Source organism: Kushneria phyllosphaerae, assembly GCF_900312995.1.
Taxonomy (GTDB): domain Bacteria; phylum Pseudomonadota; class Gammaproteobacteria; order Pseudomonadales; family Halomonadaceae; genus Kushneria; species Kushneria phyllosphaerae.
This window is the reverse complement of the sequence record NZ_ONZI01000003.1, coordinates 218,809-241,359: the sequence shown is the minus strand read 5'-3', so window position 1 is coordinate 241,359 and position 22,551 is coordinate 218,809. Positions and strand designations below refer to the sequence as shown.

At 59.3% G+C, this 22,551-nt stretch carries 19 protein-coding genes; 7 read left to right on the top strand and 12 right to left on the bottom strand.

Features of this window, described 5'->3' with window-relative positions:
• Window positions 1-30 precede the first annotated feature (30 nt).
• From KSP9073_RS11040 to tatC, 4 genes are all read left to right on the top strand, one after another.
• Window positions 31-369, top strand: coding sequence for a phosphoribosyl-ATP diphosphatase (locus tag KSP9073_RS11040; protein ID WP_108843024.1), 339 nt, complete (start codon window positions 31-33; stop codon window positions 367-369).
• A gap of 95 nt (window positions 370-464) precedes the next feature.
• Window positions 465-719 carry a Sec-independent protein translocase subunit TatA gene (gene tatA / locus KSP9073_RS11035; protein ID WP_108843023.1) on the top strand — a complete coding sequence of 85 codons (255 nt, stop codon included), beginning with the start codon at window positions 465-467 and terminating at the stop codon, window positions 717-719.
• A gap of 6 nt (window positions 720-725) precedes the next feature.
• On the top strand, window positions 726-1,250 hold the full coding sequence (gene tatB / locus KSP9073_RS11030) for a Sec-independent protein translocase protein TatB (RefSeq protein WP_108843022.1): 525 nt from the start codon (window positions 726-728) through the stop codon (window positions 1,248-1,250).
• Complete coding sequence (gene tatC, locus KSP9073_RS11025) at window positions 1,247-2,020, top strand: twin-arginine translocase subunit TatC (RefSeq protein WP_108843021.1); 774 nt, start codon at window positions 1,247-1,249, stop codon at window positions 2,018-2,020. The genes tatB and tatC overlap by 4 nt, the downstream gene beginning before the upstream one ends.
• 15 nt (window positions 2,021-2,035) lie before the next feature.
• Here tatC and elbB read toward each other — a convergent pair whose 3' ends face one another.
• A complete protein-coding gene (gene elbB, locus KSP9073_RS11020; RefSeq protein WP_108843020.1) occupies window positions 2,036-2,704 on the bottom strand; it encodes an isoprenoid biosynthesis glyoxalase ElbB in 669 nt (222 codons plus the stop codon).
• Between the two features lie 287 nt (window positions 2,705-2,991).
• Between elbB and KSP9073_RS11015 the strand changes: the two genes are divergently transcribed.
• On the top strand, window positions 2,992-3,171 hold the full coding sequence (locus KSP9073_RS11015) for a porphobilinogen synthase (protein ID WP_279310063.1): 180 nt from the start codon (window positions 2,992-2,994) through the stop codon (window positions 3,169-3,171).
• Window positions 3,172-3,295: 124 nt separating this feature from the next.
• Window positions 3,296-5,491, top strand: coding sequence for a polyphosphate kinase 1 (ppk1, locus tag KSP9073_RS11010; RefSeq protein WP_108843018.1), 2,196 nt, complete (start codon window positions 3,296-3,298; stop codon window positions 5,489-5,491).
• A 108-nt stretch (window positions 5,492-5,599) separates the two neighbouring features.
• Here the strand turns inward: ppk1 and KSP9073_RS11005 are convergent, their stop codons facing one another.
• The 8 genes from KSP9073_RS11005 to KSP9073_RS10975 form a co-directional block, all read right to left on the bottom strand.
• Complete coding sequence (locus tag KSP9073_RS11005) at window positions 5,600-7,744, bottom strand: PhoX family protein (protein ID WP_108843389.1); 2,145 nt, start codon at window positions 7,742-7,744, stop codon at window positions 5,600-5,602.
• A 118-nt stretch (window positions 7,745-7,862) separates the two neighbouring features.
• A complete protein-coding gene (locus KSP9073_RS11000) occupies window positions 7,863-8,957 on the bottom strand; it encodes a 3-deoxy-7-phosphoheptulonate synthase (RefSeq protein ID WP_165814231.1) in 1,095 nt (364 codons plus the stop codon).
• A 485-nt stretch (window positions 8,958-9,442) separates the two neighbouring features.
• Complete coding sequence (locus tag KSP9073_RS17885; protein WP_279310062.1) at window positions 9,443-9,565, bottom strand: hypothetical protein; 123 nt, start codon at window positions 9,563-9,565, stop codon at window positions 9,443-9,445.
• Between the two features lie 83 nt (window positions 9,566-9,648).
• On the bottom strand, window positions 9,649-10,362 hold the full coding sequence (gene folM, locus KSP9073_RS10995; protein WP_108843017.1) for a dihydromonapterin reductase: 714 nt from the start codon (window positions 10,360-10,362) through the stop codon (window positions 9,649-9,651).
• Window positions 10,359-11,096 carry an FAD-binding oxidoreductase gene (locus KSP9073_RS10990; protein ID WP_108843016.1) on the bottom strand — a complete coding sequence of 246 codons (738 nt, stop codon included), beginning with the start codon at window positions 11,094-11,096 and terminating at the stop codon, window positions 10,359-10,361. The genes folM and KSP9073_RS10990 overlap by 4 nt, the downstream gene beginning before the upstream one ends.
• A 67-nt stretch (window positions 11,097-11,163) precedes the next feature.
• Window positions 11,164-12,633: a 4-hydroxy-3-polyprenylbenzoate decarboxylase gene (gene ubiD, locus KSP9073_RS10985; RefSeq protein WP_108843015.1), complete on the bottom strand. Its 1,470-nt coding sequence runs from the start codon at window positions 12,631-12,633 to the stop codon at window positions 11,164-11,166.
• Window positions 12,634-12,733: 100 nt separating this feature from the next.
• Window positions 12,734-13,993, bottom strand: a complete 1,260-nt coding sequence (gene rho / locus KSP9073_RS10980; RefSeq protein ID WP_108843014.1) for a transcription termination factor Rho — start codon at window positions 13,991-13,993, stop codon at window positions 12,734-12,736.
• 414 nt (window positions 13,994-14,407) lie between these two features.
• A complete protein-coding gene (locus tag KSP9073_RS10975) occupies window positions 14,408-14,731 on the bottom strand; it encodes a thioredoxin family protein (RefSeq protein ID WP_165814230.1) in 324 nt (107 codons plus the stop codon).
• 166 nt (window positions 14,732-14,897) lie between these two features.
• Here KSP9073_RS10975 and KSP9073_RS10970 point away from each other — a divergent pair, with 166 nt between their 5' ends.
• Window positions 14,898-16,412: a Ppx/GppA phosphatase family protein gene (locus KSP9073_RS10970; protein ID WP_108843012.1), complete on the top strand. Its 1,515-nt coding sequence runs from the start codon at window positions 14,898-14,900 to the stop codon at window positions 16,410-16,412.
• Here KSP9073_RS10970 and tilS read toward each other — a convergent pair.
• From tilS to dnaE, 3 genes are all read right to left on the bottom strand, one after another.
• Window positions 16,392-17,708: a tRNA lysidine(34) synthetase TilS gene (gene tilS, locus KSP9073_RS10965; protein ID WP_165814229.1), complete on the bottom strand. Its 1,317-nt coding sequence runs from the start codon at window positions 17,706-17,708 to the stop codon at window positions 16,392-16,394. The genes KSP9073_RS10970 and tilS overlap by 21 nt on opposite strands.
• A 129-nt stretch (window positions 17,709-17,837) precedes the next feature.
• A complete protein-coding gene (gene accA, locus KSP9073_RS10960; protein ID WP_108843010.1) occupies window positions 17,838-18,791 on the bottom strand; it encodes an acetyl-CoA carboxylase carboxyl transferase subunit alpha in 954 nt (317 codons plus the stop codon).
• A 199-nt stretch (window positions 18,792-18,990) separates the two neighbouring features.
• Window positions 18,991-22,503: a DNA polymerase III subunit alpha gene (gene dnaE, locus KSP9073_RS10955; protein WP_108843009.1), complete on the bottom strand. Its 3,513-nt coding sequence runs from the start codon at window positions 22,501-22,503 to the stop codon at window positions 18,991-18,993.
• Window positions 22,504-22,551 lie beyond the last annotated feature (48 nt).

The following is a 22,551-nucleotide window of genomic DNA, read 5'->3' as shown; positions in this document are numbered from 1 at the left end:
CCTGGCATGACACATCAGGAACCCATTTCCATGAGCACTATTCTCGATCAGCTCGACCAGAGCCTGGCCAGTCGGCGCCACGGCGACGCTGATACCTCCTACGTCGCCGGACTGCACCAGCGCGGTCTCAACAAGATTCTGGAAAAGGTCGGCGAAGAAGCCGTCGAAACGATTCTTGCCGCCCGTGACGCCGAGCAGGGCGATGACAGCGCCCGCCAGGCGCTGATCAGCGAGACAGCCGATCTGTGGTTCCATTCGCTGGTCATGCTGTCGCATCTGGGACTTGATCATCGCAGCGTGCTTGAAGAACTGGCACGCCGTCAGGGCATTTCAGGCCTGACCGAAAAAGCGTCACGTACCGAGGGGTAACATTTCCCCCTTTTACCTGTCCTATCATTACAATGATGGGCGCAGCACCGAATCAATCAATGAACGTGTCCGGTCGGACACAATGGAGAAACGCCATGTTGGGTGGCATCAGTATCTGGCAGCTTCTGATCGTTCTGGGCATCATTATCCTGATTTTCGGCACGAAAAAGCTTCGCAACCTGGGCGGTGATCTGGGTGGCGCCATCAAGGGTTTCAAGCATGCCGTCAACGATGATGACGATGAGACAGCCAACAAGCCTCATCAGCGTGTCAAGCATGACGAGACCCCGGGCAACGAGACCATCGATAGCCATGTGGACACGCGTGACAAAGAAGACACCCGGAAATAATCCTTCATGTTCGATATCAGTTTTCCCGAGCTGATCGTGGTCGGTGCCATTGCTCTGGTGGTGCTGGGCCCCGAGCGTCTGCCCACGGCAGCCCGCACGGCCGGTTTATGGCTGGGAAAGATCAAGCGCACGGTGTCCAGCGTTCAGCAGGAGATCACCTCGCAGCTCGAGGCCGAGGAGCTGCAGCGCAAGATGAAAAGCCAGCAGGACCGCTTTGACCAGGGCCTGAAAAAGGCGCGAGATGATATCGAAAGTCTGGGCGATGATCCCTCGGCCAGCAGTCGAAAGCTGTCGGACAGGGTGCTTTCCGATGATCGTTCCGCCAACCGGCAGAGTGAACCGCCGGAGCAGCATGGCGAGACATCGAGCACTGAAGCATTGTCGGATCGCCACGCCAATACTGCCGATCCATCGACCGCCCCACCTTCGGCTGCCGAAGCAGCCGCCAGCGAGCAGACAATCGCCGACACCCCGTCCTCCGGGCAACCACCGGTGTCGGACAGCCATGACAGGGATAAACAGGATCGATGAGCCCACAGGACGATAATCAGTCGCACACACCGCTGATCGATCATCTTATTGAGCTGCGTTCACGACTCTTGCGCGCCATGATCGTGGTCGTGGTCGCGTTTGCATCGCTTTACGCCTTTTCCAATCAGATCTATACCTTTGTGGCCGAGCCGCTCATGGCACTTCTGCCGCCCGGCTCGCAGATGATTGCCACCGAAGTCACCTCGCCCTTTCTGGCACCTTTCAAGCTGACGTTGATCGTGTCGCTGTTTCTGGCCGTTCCCTTCGTGCTCTATCAGGCCTGGGCCTTTATTGCACCGGGCCTTTACGCGCACGAAAAAAAGCTCGCCCTGCCCATACTGGGTTCAAGCGTCCTGCTGTTTTATGGCGGTGCCGCCTTTGCCTACTACGTCGTGTTTCCGCTGCTGTTCCAGTTTTTCACCACGGCAGGCCCGGCGGATGTGCAGATCATGACCGACATCAACGCCTACCTCTCCTTTGTGCTTAAACTGTTTCTGGCCTTCGGACTGGCGTTTGAAATTCCGGTAGCCACCTTCCTGCTGGTATTGACCGGGGCGACCACGGTACAGGCGCTGTCGGCCAAGCGCCCTTATGTGGTCATTGGCTGTTTTATTGTGGGCATGGTGCTCACCCCGCCCGATGTCATCTCACAGACCCTGCTGGCAGGCCCCATGTGGCTGTTGTTTGAGGTCGGTATTCTTTTTGCCCGTCTGATCCGACGCCCTCGTGGCGGTCGCGACGATGTTGAAATGAATGACACCCATGGCTGAGTAACAAGCCGCGCGTCAGCGCGGCTGCTCCATAAGCGTATTCACGCGATCCACCAGTTTGAAAAGACCCTGAGCCACGTCCGAAGGGCGCTTGCCCATGAGCCAGCCGGGCGTGGTCAGCACGCGATGCTCGATATCCACCACGATATCCCCGACGCCGGCGCTCTTGTGCAACCCCCCCATGGCACTGATGGTGCCGGACAGCGCAGCGCTCTGACCCAGCGTGACCGGAATGGCCTGTTCAAAGAGTCGGGGCACCAGCAGTGCTGCCATGCCGATCAACGCGATGGGCTTGTGGGCGTCATGAAACTCGTGAAGCTGGTCGACCAGCTGTTCAAGCACCTGCATGGAGGATCCGCTGACGGCAAAGTCGCTCAATTGGTTGATGGCGCCATGGCCACCCGGGATGATGATCGCGCCAAACTCTCCAGCCTGAAGCTTTTCCAGCGGATAAATGCGCTCATGCACCATGCGACATGATTCCACCATGGCATGGCGGCCCTCACTGTTCATGGGCTCGCCACTGGTGTGGTCTATCACGTGATGCTGGGCCACGTCCGGCGCAAAGCAGCTCCACTCAAGCCCGAGCTGATCCAGGCGCAGAAGCACCATCGTCAACTCCTGCACATCGGTACCATCCAGCCATCCGCATCCGGAAATCACGACTGCTACACGCTTTTTCATGCTGCTGCTCCCATGAGATTCATGACATCCGCCTTCCCGGGCAGATAGTGGTGACAGGCGCTCACACAAGCCTGTCGAATGCGACAATCGTCGTCACCGCTGCCGCACAGGCCAGCTATTATGATGATATTGGTTGTGTCACTTTTGTGTTTCAGAAGTGCGCAGGTGTCTGCCATCGTCTCACGCAAAGGCCCTGTCACCTGCCTGCATCGCCTGCACCATGATGGTTTCTCGCACCGCATAATGCGCGAAAAGGCACGCTGGCCGCGGATGAGCTGATACTGCTCGTGTTCATACAATATGAATGCCGGCATGAAAGCGCCGTGGATATCAGTGAAGGCGCCGATGCCCTCATGATTAAAACGGGCATGTTCTGTCCGGACGTACTGTATCGCGTCAGGCAGGAGCTGCGTGTCTCGACTTTCGTCTACCAGGCGAGCGCCGGGGCCGATGCCATGGTGACCTGATGTGCAAGGCAGGCCGCGCCAGCTCTCAGGACGTTATGACTGTCATCAAAGGGTCATGAGAGTTTCTCACACTGATGGATGCGCTGCTTTTTTGTGGCGCATGTCATTTTCCGGAGAGTTCTCGATGTCATCACTACCCACTACCCAGGCCTCTGAAACGACCGCATCACTCGAGAATGACCCTGCCTCCACGCTGAGGATCAATCACACCCACGCCGGCATTCGTGCCCGGGCAGCCGCCAATGCCTCACGCGATCTCGATGATGCCGGACTTTATTTCAACCGTGAACTGTCGACCCTGCGATTCCACATACGCGTTCTGGAGCAGGCGCTTGACGATACCCATCCGCTGCTCGAGCGACTCAAGTTCCTGCTGATTTTCTCCTCCAACCTGGATGAGTTTTTCGAGATTCGCGTGGCAGGTCTCAAAAGGCGTATTGCCTATGGCAATGAAGATGCGGGTATGGACGGGCACTCGAGCTCCAGCATCTTTCAGGAGATCGTGACCACAGCCCATGAGCAGGTCGAACGTCAATACCACATTCTCAATACCCGTCTGATACCGGCACTGGCCGAGCGTGGTATCCACTTCCTGCGTCGTAACAGCTGGAACAGGGCACAAAGGGATTGGGTCAGCACCTACTTTGACGACGAAATCATGCCGGTAGTCAGCCCGATCGGACTGGATCCGTCCCACCCCTTCCCCCGACTGGTCAACAAAAGCCTTAATTTTATCGTCGAGCTGGAAGGACGAGACGCTTTCGGGCGTGAAGGCGGCATGGCCATCATTCCGGCGCCTCGCTCCCTGCCCCGCCTGATCAGGCTGCCCAAAGAGCTCGAGCAAGAAGGATGTCAGGAGTATGTGTTTCTCTCTTCAATGATTCATGCCCATGCCGAGCAGCTCTTCCCCGGCATGGTTGTGCGCGGCTGTTATCAGTTTCGCCTGACCCGCAATGCTGATCTTGCCATGGACACCGAAGATGTCGCGGATCTGGCCTCGGCGCTTAAAAGCGAATTGCTGGCCCGACGCTACGGCGACGGCGTGCGTCTTGAAGTCGCCAACAACTGCCCATCACACTTGAGCGACTTTCTGCTCAGGCAATTCAAGCTTGAGCAGGATGATCTCTATCTGGTCGATGGGCCGGTCAACCTGAGCCGGCTGATGGCCATGATCGGGGACAGCGAGCGCGCGGACTTGCGCTACACCCCTTTCGTGCCTGGCCTGCCGAAAGCGCTTCGCAGGGATGAGAGCCTGTTCGACATGATCAGTCGACAGGACATTTTGCTTTTACACCCCTGGGAATCGTTTGGCGTCATCGAAAACTGGCTGGCCGAAGCCGCGCGAGATCCGGGCGTGCTGGCGATCAAGCAGACACTCTATCGTACCGGCTTTGAGTCAGGTGTGGTCAGCGCCCTGGTCGATGCCGCAAGAAGCGGCAAGGAAGTCACGGTAGTGATCGAGCTTCGCGCCCGCTTTGATGAGGCCGATAACATCGCGCTGGCATCACGCCTTCAGGAAGCAGGCGCCAACGTGATCTATGGCGTCATGGCCTACAAGACCCACGCCAAGATGCTGCATATCGTGCGCCGCGAATCCGGCCAGATTCGACATTATGCCCACATGGGCACCGGCAACTACCACTCAAAAACGGCAAAGCTCTACACCGATTATAGCCTGCTGACAGCGCGAGGAACGCTTTGTGAGGATGTCCATCACGTGTTTCAACAACTATCGGGCATGGGAGAGCCACGCCACACCGAGCACATTCTGCACGCGCCCTTTACGCTTCACCGTCGACTGGTAGAGCTGATCGATCGTGAAAGCGCACACGCCCGAAAGGGACGCAAGGCCATGCTGACCGTCAAGTGCAACTCCCTGACAGAGCCCAAACTGATTCAGGCGTTGTACCGGGCCTCTCAGGCCGGCGTCATCTGCCAGCTGATCATTCGGGGGACCTGCTGCCTGCGTCCGGGCGTGCCGGGGGTGTCTGATAACATCACGGTAAGATCCATTGTGGGCCGCTTTCTGGAGCATACCCGGGTCTTTCACTTTCACAACGCCGGCAAGTCCGAGACATGGTGTTCCAGCGCCGATTTCATGGAGCGCAACATGTTCCACCGGGTAGAGACCTGCTTCCCCTTGCTGGATCGCAAGATCGCCCAGCGGGTCAGAAAGGATCTTGATACCTATATGCTGGATAACTGCCAGAGCTGGACGCTTCAGTCGGACGGGCATTATGAAAAACGCTGCCCTGGCAAGAATGAAGCCGCCATCAGTGCGCAGGAAACCCTGCTGTATGCCTATGCCGCACGCCCCTGACAGGACCTTTCAGCGACTTTCAGCCTCATGAGATACGCTCGGGCCGCATAAGGCGGCCCGAGCGATGGCTTCTCTGAAGACGGTCACCACCGCGACCAGGCCACGATGTCAGACACCCACCTGGCCGCCATCGCGTTTTTGAATGACCACCGTCGATGAACGCGGGCGAACCCGGCCCTGCGTCACCTGTGTGGCATCCTCGGTATTGGCAGCCGGCCAGTTGACCGGGTGCTGAATATTGATAAACAGCGCCGTTCGATCAGGCGTTGCAAAAATACCGGTGACTTCAGCCTCGTTGGGACCAATGGCGAAACGCTTGAGCTGTGCCTGGTTTTGCGCATTGATGGCCGGCTGGCCATCGTCTCTCATTGCACCGGGCACGACGGCGAGCACCTGATCGTTGGTCATTTCGGCCACGGCGTTTTCGCGGCCCTTGTCCAGACCGTTATCCGTCTCGATCCAGAGAATCCCCTCGCCGTTGTCACGGTCGTCAAACCAGAGACCGTCGGGACTGGCAAAGGCGTTGACGTCGGTCAGACCGGACAGATTGTTGTCGGCATCACTGGCGCTGCCCCCAAAGACGAAAGGCTCCCAGCGCATGCGGGTCGGATCGTCGTTACTCTCCTGCCAGCGAAGGATGTGACCATAAGTATTGTCTGCGCGCGGATTGGCAGCATTGACCGGCGCCGTCGCGTAACCACTACCCATGGCAGAAACACCCTCACCCTCGCCGGTGAAACTGGCATCGCTCTTTTCGTCAGTGCGCTTTGAGTTATTGGTCAGTGTCATATATACCATGCCCGAATGTGGATCGACCGTGCCCCACTCGGGGCGGTCCATGGGCGTAGCACCCATCAGGTCGGCGGCGTCGCAGGTGTTGATGATGATACCGGCCTGATCCTCGAACAGCTCTCCCAGACGACGCCCCTTGTGCTCTCCCCGGGGGATGATGGCGTCCACACTCAGCGGCAACCACTCACCGGTCCCATCGGCATCAAAACGGGCCACATACAGTGTCCCCTCATCCAGATAGCGGGCACCAATGGCCTGGCGGTCATAGGCTTCACCGGGGCGATTGGCGTCACTTTGCTGCCAGTGCTTTTTAGTGACGAACTTGTAGATGTATTCGTTGCGGCTGTCGTGTCCGGTATAAAAGGTCAGCGGCATGCCCTCGACGACGCGACCGGGCCAGCAGCCCTCGTGACGAAATCGCCCCAGTGCCGTGCGCTTGTAAATGGCGCTACCGGCATCATAGGGGTCAATCTCGACGATATAGCCAAAGCCGCGAGCCTCGTTACGATAGTCCTTCGTGGGATCGTCACCGCGCGGGGTATTGTCAAAACGGCTGAACTCCCCCTGCTCGCCATCCCGGGCGCTTTCCCAGCCGTAACGACCACGCTCGCCGTTGATCCCCAGACGTGCCTGATCAGGCGTCAGCTCTCCCTGACGGGTGAAAACCTCGGGCCAGTTTTCTTCACAGGTCAGGTAGGTGCCCCAGGGGGTATGGCCGCAGGCACAGTTGTTATTGGTACCGCGGACGCGCGTGCCGTCGGGTGACCAGTGGGTCACGACCCAGGGGGTACCGCGCACGGGACCGGACAGTTCGATGGGAGTGGCCGAGGTAATGCGCCGGTTGTGCGCATCACCGGCCACGGGCGCCCAGTGGCCATCGTCATCGCGTCGCAGCCGGACCACGGCCACGCCATGGGCATTGATCTCGGTACGAACCTCATCCGCAGGCCGTGCGCCCTCGTCACTGTTGGTCGGACCACCCTGCGGCGCCCAGAGCGACGTCTGGTCGATATATTCATGATTGATGGCCAGCAGGAAGTCACGCGAGGCGTGTTGCGTGTCCAGCGGGAAGTGATACATGCCGTCGTGATGCATGCCCATGGCACGTGCCTGAAAGGCCGGTGTCATGTGAATGTCCTGCTGCCAGCCGTTACTGCCGCCCTCCAGCGACGTTCCCCAGGGGACAAGGACCTGAGCGGTATAGCCTTCTGGCACCACGATGGCATCCGTCATGCTGCCGGGCAGTGATTCAAAACCCAGTACAAGCCGGCGGTTCGAGGGGGTGGCACTGGCCTGACGAATGGCAGCACCCAGACCAAAATCGGTGAACAGTGTGGCAGCGGCAAGCCCCAGACTGCCCTTCAGCATGCGCCGGCGCGACATGTAGCGTGCCATGACGGAGGAAAAGGGGCGATTACCGCTATCGTTGTGGTTGTCGTGATTTTCAACTTCCTGGCTCATGTCATCGCTCTCGGGTCTTGATCGATGAGCCAAGATTACGACGGTATCATGACAGGTTTTTGACAGCCTCATGGCCCGTGGTAGCTGTCGCTCGGCCCCGGGCCACATCTTTAGTGCTTCAGGTATGGCGGATGGCCAGGCGCTGCGCTGCACGACGCAGATGATGCTCAGTGTCCACCCAGCCCAGACAGCCGTCGGTGATGGAGACGCCATAGCGCAGCGGTCCCCCCAGCGCCTGCTTGCCCGTTTCGAGATGACTTTCAAGCATCACACCGACCAGAGAGGAAGCGCCATTGAGACGCTGGCCAATGACTTCATCAAGCACCAGTGGCTGACGAGCGGGGTCCTTGTCGCTGTTGGCGTGAGAGCAATCCACCATGATGGCCGTTGAAACACCTGCAGCGCGCAGGGCACTGCTGGTCCTTTCAACACTTTGAGCATCGTAGTTGGGGCCGTGATGGCCACCCCGCAGCACCAGGTGGGTATCAGGATTGCCACTGGAATGCAAAAGCGCCGGGCAGCCGCTGTCGTCGAACCCGGGATAACGGTGCCCGTGGCGGCTGGCGCCCATGGCATCGATGGCGATCTGAATGCCACCGTCGGTGCCGTTTTTGAACCCCGTGGGCATGGGCAGCGCACTGACCATTTCACGGTGGATCTGTGACTCGGTAGTACGCGCCCCCACCGCCGCCCAGCTGATAAGGTCCTCCATGTAGGCGCTCAGCATGGGCTGGAGAAGTTCGCAGGCAATCGGCAGTCCCAGTGCAGTAATGTCGCGCATGAGGCGCCGCGTGCTGGCAAGCCCTTCGGCCATGTTGTCGCTGCCATCAAGATGCGGATCATACGCCAGTCCCTTCCAGCCCACGGTCGTACGCGGCTTCTCCACGTAGACCCGCATGACCAGCACCATGCTGTCCGACACTTCATCGGCAAGGTCTTTCAGACGCCGGGCATAGTCCAGTGCGCTATCTCGGTCATGAATGGAACAGGGGCCCATCACGACCAGCATGCGCGAATCCTGCCCGTTCAGGATATTGCGGATCGCCTGGCGATGACCGGCAATCTGTTCCTTTAAAGCGGGCTGAAGCGCAATGGCTTCCTTGAGGGCACCGGGCGTCGGCAATGGCTGGGCCATGGTGGCGGCCCCGGCATGACCACTCTGATCGACAGCTACGGGACGGGCAGTTTCAACAGTATCAAGCAAGGCGTTCATGGCGTTTTTCTATCCTTTGACAGCGTAATGAGGGTAAGCGTGGAGCGCCCTGTCTCAGCACGCCGGCGGTCGGCACTCGAGTCGCCGCCAGCGTGTGGTTAAATCGCCAGTCAAACGTCGGATAGTGATGATAAGTCATGCTCATGTAGCGCTCCCTCTGATGTCTGTCGGATCATTTGCCGTGATGCGAAAAACAAAAAACCCCGGTGGCGTGCTGCCGACCGGGGTTTTAAAGGGGTGGGCAGCACGGTGGATACCGGCACGCCCTGATGTTCAGGCGTGCCTGTCTCTAAACCAATAGCCCACTGGATAACCAACCGTGCCCAAGACACACGACAACGCTGCTGTTGCCTTTTGGGCCAGCAGGGTCAGAGTGTCATTGAGCACGAAATGCGACATGCAGGGTTATCCTGATCAAAAAATTTGATGCAACATCATGAGAGCACCACCCTCATGGTCGATCATCCGAGACTAGCATGGCTGGCTCAGATGAGAAACTCCCTCCAGATAAACAGCGCCGGCAATGCCGCTGCCAGCGATACCACCACTACGCCGGCCACCATACCGACTAGCAATGCACGATCCTTCAGTAACGACGGCGATGTCATGATGGCCACCTGTCACGGTTGTTGGAACAACATTGTCTTGAACATCGTGGTTGTTGTCTGGCGAGTTGATCGCCTCTACCAGTTCACTTCACATGGCGCCCGCCGTCAACAGGCAATGTGATCCCTGTGACGAAAGCACTATCAAGCAGGTAGCGCACGCCCTGCCAGATCACCATCGGCCCGGGCACTGCCGGCAGCGCTGATTTACTGTTGAGATGCGACACATAGTCATCGGTATCACGGGCATTGAGCATGATGCCGGCCGGCGCGATGGCATTGACCTTGATATCGGGCGCAAAGTGCCCGGCCATCGACAGGGTCAGATTCTCGAGACCGGCCTTGGTGGCCGCATAGGCCATGTGTTTTTGCGAGCCGTGAGCGGCGCTGTAGTCGGTAATATGGATGATGTCGCGCATGGGCTCGGGACAGGCCATCAAAAGCTCGTGAGCATGCAGATTGATGAGATAGGGTGCCTGCATGTGCACCTGAAACATCAGGGCAAAATCCTCGCCGCAGGCGGCACTGTCCTCATCGCGCTGCCAGTGTGAAGCATTATGGATGATGGCCCGCAGCGCCGGTGTCTGCACCTTCAGCCGGGCAATGAAATCCAGAATGGCCGACTCGCTCGAGAAGTCAGCATAAAGGGCCACGATGCCACGGGCTCTTAGCGCCTCGATGGCCGGTCGTTCACGTCGATAGGTAATGATGATCGGATGCCCATCATCATGAAGACGTTCGGCGCAGTAGCGGCCCAGTCGCTGACCGCCGCCGGTGATCAGTATGGGCGACTGACTCATGACGCCGCGTCCTGCCCTTTTACCCGTGGCGCGTAGCTGAAGACATCGGAAAAGATCCGCTTGGCCATGGGCTCGATCCGGGCCAGCGTATCCACCACGGCGTAGACCATCCCGGGAGAGCCGGCAATAAAGATGCTGGCTTCATCGGCGCGCTGAACCCGGTCATGCAGGGCATTGTCGATGCGCTCGACCACGCCATCAAAATCTTCTTCTCCGGGCAGCTCCACGACCGGCGTAAAGCTGAAATTCTCATGGTGTTCGGCCCAGTGGCGCGCCTGCCACTCCATGTAAAGCTCGCTGCGCGCGCGCGCCGCCCACCACAGATGGATGGGCCGCTCGGGATGCAGGGCCAGCGACGCCTCGATGATGGATTTCATCTGCGCAAACCCCGTACCGGCCGCGATCAAAAGCAGCGGACGCGGGTCATCAAGTTCCAGCACGGACTCCCCACCGGCCAGCGACACCTCGATGTCGGCTCCCACGTGGAGCTGTTCAAACAGCGCCCGAGCGTTGTCGCTTTCGGCGATATACTGGACGTGCAGCTCCAGAATGCCCTCGCCGTTGGGCGCATTGGCAATCGAAAACGGCAGATGATTGCCCTGCACGATCAGCGTCAGATACTGCCCCGGGGCAAAAAGAATCTGTTGCGGGTCACCACGCAGAAACAGCCGATAAACATCGGCCGATAGCGTTTCCATGGTCTCGACCCTACAGGTCAGCGTCCTGGCAGACATGGTGCTTCCTTCAATCGATAGAAATGCAGCAGTGCATTGTGTCAGTAACTCCCAAGCCGTTGACCGCTCAGGTATTGATACCGTATGTGTCCCAGCGCTCGTCTACACGAGCCTTGATCTCATCGCTCATGACAATCGGCGTGCCCCATTCACGCTGGGTCTCGCCGGGCCATTTGGAGGTCGCATCCAACCCCATCTTGGAGCCCAGACCGCTGACCGGCGAGGCAAAATCGAGATAGTCGATCGGGGTATTTTCCACCATGACCGTGTCGCGAGCCGGATCCATCCGCGTCGTGATGGCCCAGATCACATCCTTCCAGTCACGGGTATTGACGTCATCATCCACCACGATCACGAATTTGGTGTACATGAACTGACGCAAAAAGCTCCAGACCCCCATCATTACGCGCTTGGCGTGCCCTGGATACTGCTTTTTCATCGATACCACAGCAAGGCGATACGAACATCCCTCGGGCGGTAGATAGAAATCCACGATTTCAGGGAACTGGCGGCGCAGAATGGGGACGAAGACCTCATTGAGCGCCACACCCAGCACGGCCGGCTCATCCGGCGGACGGCCGGTATAAGTGGAATGATAGATGGGATCGCGCCGATGCGTGATGCGCTCGACGGTAAAGACCGGAAAGGTATCCACTTCGTTGTAATAGCCGGTGTGATCGCCAAAAGGGCCTTCTGGCGCCATGTCATCAGGATAGATGTAGCCTTCCAGGACGATCTCGGCACTGGCCGGCACACTGAGGTCAAAGTGATGACACTTGACCAGCTCGGTTTTGGAACCGCGCAAAAGCCCGGCAAAGGCGTATTCGGACAGCGAATCGGGCACCGGTGTGACCGCCCCCAGGATGGTGGCGGGGTCAGCACCCAGCGCTACCGCCACGGGAAAGGGCTTTCCCGGATGGGTCTGCTGCCAGTCGCGAAAATCAAGCGCCCCGCCACGGTGGGACAGCCAGCGCATGATCAGGCGATTTTTCGAAAGCTTCTGCTGACGATAAATCCCCAGATTCTGACGTTCCTTGTGCGGCCCTTTGGTGATGACCAGAGGCCAGGTCACCAGTGGTGCGGCATCGCCCGGCCAGCAGTGCTGAATGGGAATGATATCAAGGTCCACGTCATCGCCTTCCAGCACGACTTCCTGACACGGCGCCTTTTTGACATGCCGCGGCCCCATGCTCATGACCTGCTTGAAGATGGGCACCTTCTGCCAGGCATCGCGAAAGCCCTTCGGCGGCTCGGGCTCCTTCAAAAAAGCCAGCAGTTCGCCGACCTCGCGCAGCGCCTCGACGCTGTCCTGTCCCATGCCCAACGCCACCCGACGTGGCGTACCAAACAGGTTGGCCAGCACCGGCATCGTGCTGCCACGCACGTTTTCAAACAACAGGGCAGGCCCTTCATCGCGCAGGACGCGATCACATATCTCGGTCATTTCCAGATAGGGGTCTACCTCGGCGGTGACACGCTTGAGCTCCCCCATCCGTTCAAGCCCCTGGATAAACTCCCGCAGATCGCGATACTTCATGCCCGGTCCTGCTCCCGTAATAAAGCAAAGGGGCAGCATAGCATGCTGCCCCTTCCATGCAGGCGTGCCTTTGGCACGCCCGTGACACCTGACAAGCGCTTTAGCGGCGCTTCATGGCCTCGAAGAATTCCAGATTGGTCTTGGTATCCTTCAGGCGGTCGATCAGAAACTCGGTCGCCGCAATATCTTCCATCGGGTTGAGCAGCTTGCGCAGAATCCACATGCGCTGCATTTCATCCTCGGAGGCGATCAGGTCTTCGCGACGGGTGCCGGAGCGGCGAATGTTGAGTGCCGGATAGACACGCTTCTCAGCCAGCTTGCGGTCCAGATGCGCTTCCATGTTACCGGTCCCCTTGAACTCCTCGAAGATGACTTCATCCATCTTGGAGCCGGTATCCACCAGCGCGGTCGCCAGAATCGTCAGACTGCCGCCTTCCTCGATGTTACGAGCGGCACCGAAAAAGCGCTTGGGCTTTTCAAGGGCATGAGCATCCACACCACCGGTCAGGACCTTGCCGGAGCTTGGTACCACGGTGTTATAGGCGCGGGCCAGACGGGTAATGGAGTCCAGAAGGATGACCACATCCTTTTTGTGCTCGACCAGACGCTTGGCCTTCTCGATGACCATCTCGGCCACCTGCACGTGGCGAGCCGGCGGCTCATCGAAGGTAGAAGCCACGACTTCGCCGCGTACGGTACGCGACATCTCGGTGACCTCTTCCGGGCGCTCATCGATCAACAGCACAATCATGTGACACTCTGGATTGTTGCGGGTAATCGAGTTGGCGATGTTTTGCAGCATCATCGTCTTGCCCGCCTTGGGCGGCGAGACGATCAGGCCACGCTGGCCCTTGCCGATCGGCGAGGTCAGGTCGATGACGCGAGAGGTAATGTCTTCCGTGGAGCCGTTGCCGATCTCCATGACCAGACGCTCCTGGGGGAACAGCGGCGTCAGGTTTTCAAACAGGATTTTGTGTTTGGCGTTCTCGGGGCGGTCAAAATTGATCTGATTGACCTTGAGCAGCGCAAAGTAACGCTCCCCTTCCTTGGGCGGACGAATCTTGCCGGCGATCGAATCGCCCTTGCGAAGATTGAAGCGACGGATCTGGGACGGCGAGACATAGATGTCATCGGGACCGGCCAGATAGGAAGAGTCAGCGCTGCGCAGGAAACCAAAGCCATCCTGAAGGATTTCGAGTACGCCATCGCCGTAAATGTCCTCACCGCTTTTGGCGTGCTTTTTGAGGATGGCGAAGATGATGTCCTGCTTGCGCGAACGAGCCAGATTGTCGATGCCCATTTCCTGGGCAACTTCCAACAGCTCGGGAACAGTTTTTTGCTTGAGTTCGGTTAGATTCATCGGCTTGATTCGGAAATCGCTTTAGTCAGCATGGCTGTAAGAGATGCGGCCGGGACAGGAAACGGTATCTTGAATACCGCCTGATTTGTCGTCAGAGCCCGCGGGGTCTCGACGCCTGATGGCTATTAAAAACCAGGCTGTGGAGATGAACCCGAAAAGCGCCTCGTTCGAAGGAAAGAAGTAACATGATGGTAAAACCCAGTTCAGCACCGATAGCATCAGGGTCAGTTCGTCTGCTTGAGAAATGGCGTGGCAGACTGGGAGAAAAGCGATACGACCCTGTTGGCTCGCTCGGCGGCTGGCGAGCAGCTGAAATCAGGCGAACGCACCGATGTTAGACAACGCTGATCGTCGACGCAAGCCCTTTTATTGCTCGGTGATCGCCAGCCCGAATCGCCCGGCCCCGGGCCTTATTCAAAGATGCTCATCAATAAGCTGGTGCAGCTGCGCTCGAGAAAGGGCCCCGACGCGAGTGGTTTCAAGCGCGCCATCGATAAAAAGACACAGCGTCGGCACACCTCTGGCCCCCAGACGCCCTGCCAGCGCCGGCGAGGCGTTGATGTCGACACGATAGACCTTCACCCGATCGGCGTAGTGCTGCGCGACGGCCTCAAGCGTCGGCATCAATGTACGACAGGGGCGGCACCAGTCGGCTTTCAGCACTACCAGGGCCGGCTCATGCCTGTCGGCCACCTCCTGCTCGAAACGCTGCTCATCCAGATCAGTGATGATACTCATGCCCTTCCCCATTGACGTCGTCTCCTCGCCTGCCCGCCTGGGCGAACGGCTCGTTTAAGCAATTGACATGATATCAGCCTGACATCACTCTTTGGCGAACCATTACCTGACCGAAGGGGCCTGATGCACGGGGGCTGCCAGGTCAGCAACGCCATGGAATCGGCTGATGACACAAATTCAGACCCCACTTTCTTCCCGTCCGCTGCGTCTTGCTGCCGTGGATCTGGGCTCCAACAGCTTTCACCTGCTGATCGTCGAAGTGGACAACGGCCACTTCACCGAGCTTGAAAAGTGCAGCCAAAAGGTACAACTGGCCGCCGGGCTCAATGATCAGGGGCAGCTTGATGAAGAGGTCATGATGCGCGCGCTGAAGTGCCTGGAAGGATTTGGCACCCTTATCGATGAGCACCGGGTCGATCGGCTGCGCGTGGTGGGCACCAGCGCTCTGCGCACGGCTGCCAACAGTATCGATTTCATGATTCGCGCCGAACAATGCCTGGGGCAGCGGATTGAGACCATTTCAGGCCGTGAAGAAGCGCGCCTGATTTATCAGGGTGCCTCAACAGAGTGGCAGAACGAGACCGACCACTGCCTGGTCGCCGATATTGGCGGCGGCTCGACCGAGGTCATTGTAGGCGCCGGCATCCGTCCACTGGCGCTGGAAAGCCTTGAAATGGGCTGCGTGGCCTATACTCGACGCTTTTTCGGCAACGGTGAGATCAGCGAAGCCACCATGCAGCGGGCTGAACAGGCTGCCCTGCTGGAGCTGGCCAACATCACCACGCACTACCGTCGCCTGGGCTGGCGTCGGGCCATCGGTACCTCCGGCACCATCAAGGCAGCGGCCGCAACGCTCAGAGCGATCCATCCGCACCTCAAAAAGGGCGAGATTACCCGTGAAGGGCTGACAGAGCTGCGTCAGCACCTGATCAGCCTGGGCCACCTTGACCAGGTCAGCATGAGCGGGCTCAAAAGCAACCGTGCCCGGGTGTTCCCTGCAGGTATTGCGATTTTAAACGCCATTTTCAAGGCACTGAAGCTTGAGCACATGCAGCACGTCAACGGTGCGCTTCGCGATGGCGTATTACTGGATCTATTGTCACGCGATACACGTCATGACGTGCGCTATACCACGATTGAAGAGATGCAACGCCAGTACCAGGTCGATGGTCAGCATGCCGAACATGTGGCTGCCACGGCACTGACGATGTTTGATCAGCTGCAGACGTCATGGCATTTGAGCAGTGAATCTCGTCAGCTGCTGGAACAGGCCGCCATGGTGCATGAAATCGGTCTGGGGGTAGCGCATAACCGCTACCATCAGCACGGCAGTTATCTGCTCGCCCATAGTGACATGCCCGGGTTTTCGCTGCCGGACCAGCTGGCGCTGGCATGGCTGGTGCAGGCGCATCGTCGCCAGCTCCCCGAACCACTGCCGGAACACCGGGCGGCACTGCCTCCAGCCGAGCTGATGCGACTTGCACGCCTGCTGCGTCTGGCCGTGGTGCTCTGTCGTACCCGCGACGCGGCAGACATCTGGCAGCCTGAACTGCGCGCCGACAGTGAAAATCTCGCGCTGATTTTTTCACAGTCGGTGCCGGAACTGCTGCGCCAGGACATGGTGCTGGAGTGTCAGTGGCAACAGGGTGCCGGTCTGCCGCTAACGATCAATACGCCCTGACCCGGGGTCATTTGCGATGGCTGTCCATTGCCAGCCATCGGCCGCCAGCCTCAAGGGGCCCAGCACGCCTACTGGCGTGCTGTCATGCCACACGACCATGACTCGATCGCGCTGCCAGGGCGGGATGGCATGCTCCTGCAACAGCTTTTTGAGCGGGCGTCGCTGCCCGCGCAGTCGAAGTTTCTCTCCGCCAGCACGAGGCGCCAGTATCAGCGTCGGAGCCCCCCCTGCCAGCAGCTGCATTTGATCCCGAATGACGCCAAGCGGCGTGCTGATCGGTGTGGCGCCGTCCCACTTGAGTGACCACGAGTCATCACGGATGTCTGCTTCGCTTTCAGGCACCAGGAAAATTGTTTCACGCCAGAGCCGCGCTTGACCACCGGGCCAGACAACGCACGCCTGACGATCCGGGCCGGCACAGGCCAGCTGATCCAGCAGGGTTTCCAGCCGCCCGCGCGGCGGCAAGGTCAGCCCCAGTCGCTGAAGCGCCATATCAACCACCAGCCGCTGTCTCGGCCGGCTCAGCGCGCAAAGTGGGCCACGCGGCAGGCGATCGGAAATTCCGCCCAGCGCGGCCAGATCACTCTGCGCCAGCTCTTGTAAAAGCGCATCGGTTTCACGCAGGTAGGCGGCGCTGCGCGCCATCTGCGCCGCCGCTGCCGGCCAGCGTGCCGTCAACGATGGCATGACATGATGGCGCAGATAGTTGCGGTCCTGAAGGTCGTCACTATTGGTGGGGTCATCGCACCAGGCAATGGCCTCATCGGCCAGCAAGGCATCGATTTCGCAACGTGAGGCGTCAAGCAATGGCCTTTCCAGCCAGCCCGCTCCCAGTGCTCGACGCGCAGGCATACCGGCCAGTCCGCGCACGCCGCTGCCGCGCATCAGGCGATACAGTAGCGTTTCAGCCTGATCCTCTTTGTGATGGGCCATCCACAGGGTATCGCCGGGTGAGAGCAGCGCTTCGAACACGGCGTATCGCGCATGGCGGGCATCGGCTTCCAGACCGTCACGCGACTCAGGAGTTACCCATTCAATATGAAGCACCACGCCCAGCTGGTCACAGGCACGCTGCGCCGTACCAACGAAGACATCAGCCGCCGGTTGCAGCCCATGATGAACATGAACGGCCCGCAGGGTCAGGCCGGGGCGGCACCTGGCCGCGCGCGCGGCCAGCAGCAAAAGGCAGGTACTGTCACGCCCGCCTGATAATGCCACCCAGAGCGTGGACGCCGCCGCGCGCGCATGCAGCGCCGCCATGGCCTTTTCAATGCGCGCCTCCAGTGACAGGTTCATGGCGGGGCACTCCATGTTCAAACGTGACGGGCAGGCTACGCGGACACTGATACCCGGGAAGGTTTTAACCATGAAAAACGGGAAGGCAGAGCCTTCCCGTTTTTCATTCACTATCGACCGGCATGTCGATCAGTCGAGGGCACCATAGCTCATCAGGCGCTCATAACGACGTTCCAGCAAGGACTGGGTGTCCATGGCCTGCAGCACGTCCAGCTGATGCAAAAGGGAGCTCTTGAGACGGCGTCCCATTTCGGACATGTTTCGATGCGCGCCGCCCAGCGGCTCCTCGATCAGCGTATCGACAAAGCCCAGCTCCTTGAGCCGGGTCGCCGTGATGCCCATGGCCTGAGCGGCATCCGAGGCACGATCGGCGCTTTTCCACAAAATCGAGGCGCAGCCTTCCGGGGAGATCACCGAATAAGTGGAAAACTGCAGCATGGACAGCGAATCGCACACGCCGATCGCCAGTGCACCACCGGAGCCGCCTTCGCCAATGACCGTCGAGATAATGGGCGTTTTCAGGCGCGACATGACCGCCAGATTGCGGGCAATGGCTTCGCTCTGCCCGCGCTCCTCGGCATCGATACCCGGATAGGCCCCGGGCGTATCGATAAAGGTCAGGATGGGCATGTGAAAGCGCTCGGCCATTTCCATCAGGCGACAGGCCTTGCGATAGCCTTCCGGACGCGGCATACCGAAGTTGCGGCGCACCTTGTCCTTGACCGTACGGCCCTTCTGATGACCGATGACCATAACCGGGCGGTCATCGAGACGCGCCACACCACCAATCAGAGCGGCATCATCGGAAAAGCTGCGATCGCCGTGCAGCTCATCGAATTCAGTAAAGATTTCAGCAAGATAATCCAGCGTATAGGGACGCTGGGGATGACGAGACAACTGAGAAACCTGCCAGGAGGTCAGATCCCGAAAGATCTGCTCGGTCAGCTTGCGGCTCTTGTCCTCAAGCTTGGCAATCTCGTCACTGATGTTGATCTTGCTGTCGTTGCCCACCAGTCGCAGTTCTTCGATCTTGGCCTGCAGCTCGGCAATCGGCTGTTCAAACTCGAGATAATTCGGATTCATAGGGGTCGTCACAGAGCTCTTTCATCAACGCGAGCAGCGCAGGGCATGCACGACAGTATCGGCCTGGACCGTCACAGCACAGAAAGGCAGCGCACGGCGTCGGTGAATCGGTGGGCCATTATCCCATTGTGGGCGTTGGGTGCAACCTTGAGACAACATCCATTGTACCGTGATGTCATCCCATGGTGCTCTCAGAGCGTCAGCGGTAGCAGAGTCTGACCTCCGGATGGCCCTCCACGCCCTCCTGCAGCCCGGTAATCAGCTCGTCACAGGGCAGGACCCGCCACTGCGGATCGAACTCGAGACAGCCGCCGGCGTGGCTGTTGCGATATTGAAGCCGAATGGGCAGACCCTCCTGGTTCAGATGGGGCGTCAGGCGATCCATGAGCGTGCGGCTGAAGCGTCCATTGATGCGCTCGGCATCGATACTGATTTCAATCGCCTCTCCAAAGCGGGCGCGAGCCTCGACCATGGGAGTGACCTCCTTGGCCCGCAGACGCAGCCCGCCGGAATAGTCGTCCAGGCTGACCTCGCCTTCCAGAATCACGACCCGATCGGCCGCCAGATGCTGGCGCACCTGATCATAGAGCTCGCCAAAAAGGGAGGCCTCGATACGGCTGGTACGGTCATCGAGGGTGACAAAGGCGATGGTATCACCCCGCTTTGACTTCATGGTGCGCATGGCCACGATCAGGCCGGCCACACGCTGGAGTTCGCGGGCAGGCTTTAGATCGACAATACGGGTCGAGACAAAGCGCTTGAGTTCGTTTTCATATTCATCGATCGGGTGACCGGTCAGATAAAGCCCCAGCGTATCCTTCTCGCCGGCCAGACGGTCACGGTCGCTCCAGTTGCGCACGCCGCGATGATCGCTGTAGACATCCAGCGTCTCTTCTTCATTCTCACAAACGAACGCCTCACCAAACATGTCCACCATGCCGATACTGGCATTGTTCTGACTTTGCGACGCTGCCCGCAGGGCATCTTCCAGCGCCGAGAACAGCACCGCACGCGACGGCCCCAGATGATCCAGCGCCCCCGAGCGGATCAGCGCCTCCAGCGTGCGCTTGTTCATGCGCTTGCCATCAATGCGGCGGCAGAAATCAAAGAGATCACGATACGGTCCGCCCGCCTCACGCGCCTCGACAATAGCGCCAATCGGGCCTTCACCCACGCCACGAATGGCACCCAGCCCGTAGACCACGTGCCCCTGCTCGTTGACGCTGAAGCGGTAGCTGCCGATGTTGACGTCCGGTGGGGTCACGTTCAGCCCCATGCGCCGGCACTCCTCGATCAACGGGACCACCTTGTCCAGGTTGTCCATTTCGGTCGAGATCACCGCGGCCATGAAGGGGCCCGGGTAGTGCGCCTTGAGCCAGGCCGTCTGGTAAGACACCAAACCGTAGGCTGCCGAGTGCGACTTGTTGAAGCCGTAACCGGCAAACTTCTCTACCAGATCAAAAAGGTTACCGGCCAGATCGGCATTGATGCCGTTATTGGCGCACCCTTCCATGAAACCGGCGCGCTGCTTGGCCATCTCCTCGGGCTTTTTCTTGCCCATGGCACGACGCAGCATGTCGGCCTGCCCCAGGCTATAGCCGGCCAGCACCTGGGCAATCTGCATGACCTGTTCCTGGTACAGGATGATGCCGTAGGTGGGCTCCAGCACCGTCTTGAGCAGCTCATGTTGATAGTCCGGATGGGGATAGGCCAGCTCGGCACGGCCGTGCTTTCGGTTGATGAAGTCATCCACCATGCCCGACTGCAGCGGGCCCGGGCGAAAAAGCGCCACCAAAGCGATCATGTCCTCCAGCGAATCCGGCTGCAGGCGCTTGATCAGCTCCTTCATGCCGCGCGATTCCAGCTGGAACACCGCCGTGGTCTCGGCTTTTTTCAGCATGTCGAAGGTCGGCTTGTCATCAAGCGGGATGGTGGCAATATCCAGCGCCCCCTTCCCTTCTCGTGCTCGCACCGTATCCACCATCTCGAGCGCCCAGTCGATGATGGTCAGCGTACGTAACCCAAGGAAGTCGAACTTGACCAGTCCGGCCTCCTCGATGTCGTTCTTGTCGTACTGCACCATCAGGCCACTGCCATCCTCATCGCACAGCAGCGGTGAGAAGTCGGTCAGGCTGGTCGGCGCAATCACGACCCCCCCGGCGTGCTTGCCCGTCCCGCGAGTGATGCCTTCGAGCCGACGCGCCATCTCCCAGATTTCCTGGGCATCCTCATCGACGCCCAGAAATTCGCGCAGCGCACTTTCCTGTTCATGCGCCTTGGCAAGCGTCATGCCGACTTCAAAGGGAATGAGCTTGGACAGCTTGTCACCCAGCGAATACGGCTTGCCCTGGGCACGCGCCACGTCACGAACCACGGCCTTCGCCGCCATGGTGCCGAAGGTCACGATCTGGGAGACCGCATTGCGCCCGTAGCGGTCGGCCACGTAGTCGATGACCCGGTCGCGCTTTTCCATGCAGAAATCGACGTCAAAGTCGGGCATGGACACACGCTCGGGGTTCAAAAAGCGCTCGAACAGCAGATCGTATTCCAGCGGGTCGAGATCGGTAATCTCGAGCGCATAGGCCACCAGCGAGCCGGCACCGGAGCCACGCCCCGGTCCTACCGGCACATCGTTTTGCTTGGCCCAGCGGATGAAGTCCATCACGATCAGGAAGTAGCCGGGAAAGCCCATCTGATTGATGATGTTGAGCTCGAAATCGAGTCGCTTGCGATACTCGGGCTCGTGCTCTTCGCGCAAGCGACCCGGATAAATGGGACGCTCGCCGCCAAACAGCAGATCCAGGCGCCGGGTCAGGCCGGCATGGGAGAGCTCGCAGAAAAACTCCTCCATGGTCTGGCCTTCCGGCACCGGGTACTCCGGCAAAAAGATTTCGCCCAGTCGCATCTCGACACTGCAGCGCGCGGCGATATGGACGCTGTTTTCCAGCGCCTCGGGAATGTCGACGAAAAGTTCGGCCATCTCCTCGGGCGTCTTGAAGTACTGCTCCTCGGTGTAGCGCGTTTCCCGGCGCGGATCATCCAGCGCCTTGCCCTCGGCAATCGACACCCGGGTCTCGTGCGCCCAGTAGTCCTCACGAGACAAAAAGCGCACGTCATTGGTCGCCACGACCGGCGTCCCGGTCTCCATGGCAAGCTGCACACTCAGATGCAGGCACTCCTCATCGTTTTCACGCGAAGTGCGTTGCAGTTCCAGATAGAAGCGGTCGGGGAAAAAGCGCTGCCACTCGGCCAGCAGCTCACGGGCCGTTTCGGCATGTCCGTGCAGCAGATAGCGGCCAATCTCGCCTTCACGTGCACCGGAAAGTGCAATCAGCCCGTCACTTTGCTCAAGAATCCATTCCTTGTGCAGATAGGCCCGTCCCTGCTGTTGGCCATGCTGCCAGGCCCGGGAGATCAGCTCGGTCAGGTTGAGATAACCGGTCTGATTCATGGCCAGCAGCGTTAGGCGATAGGGATGCGCCGGATCCTGAGCGTTATACAGCCAGACATCGCTCCCCACGATCGCCTTGAGTCCCGCGCCCTGCGCCTGTTTGTAGATCTTGACCAGTCCGAACAGGTTGGTCTCATCAGTGACGGCCAGTGCCGGCTGCCCGACCTCAACCGCCTTCTGCGTCAGCGCCTTGAGCCGGATCAGCCCGTCGGTCAGCGAATATTCACTGTGCAGTCGCAAATGTACAAAGGGCGTGGTCATGGGTGCAGGCTCGCTATGGTCAACGGATGGCATCAGTCAACAAAGGAC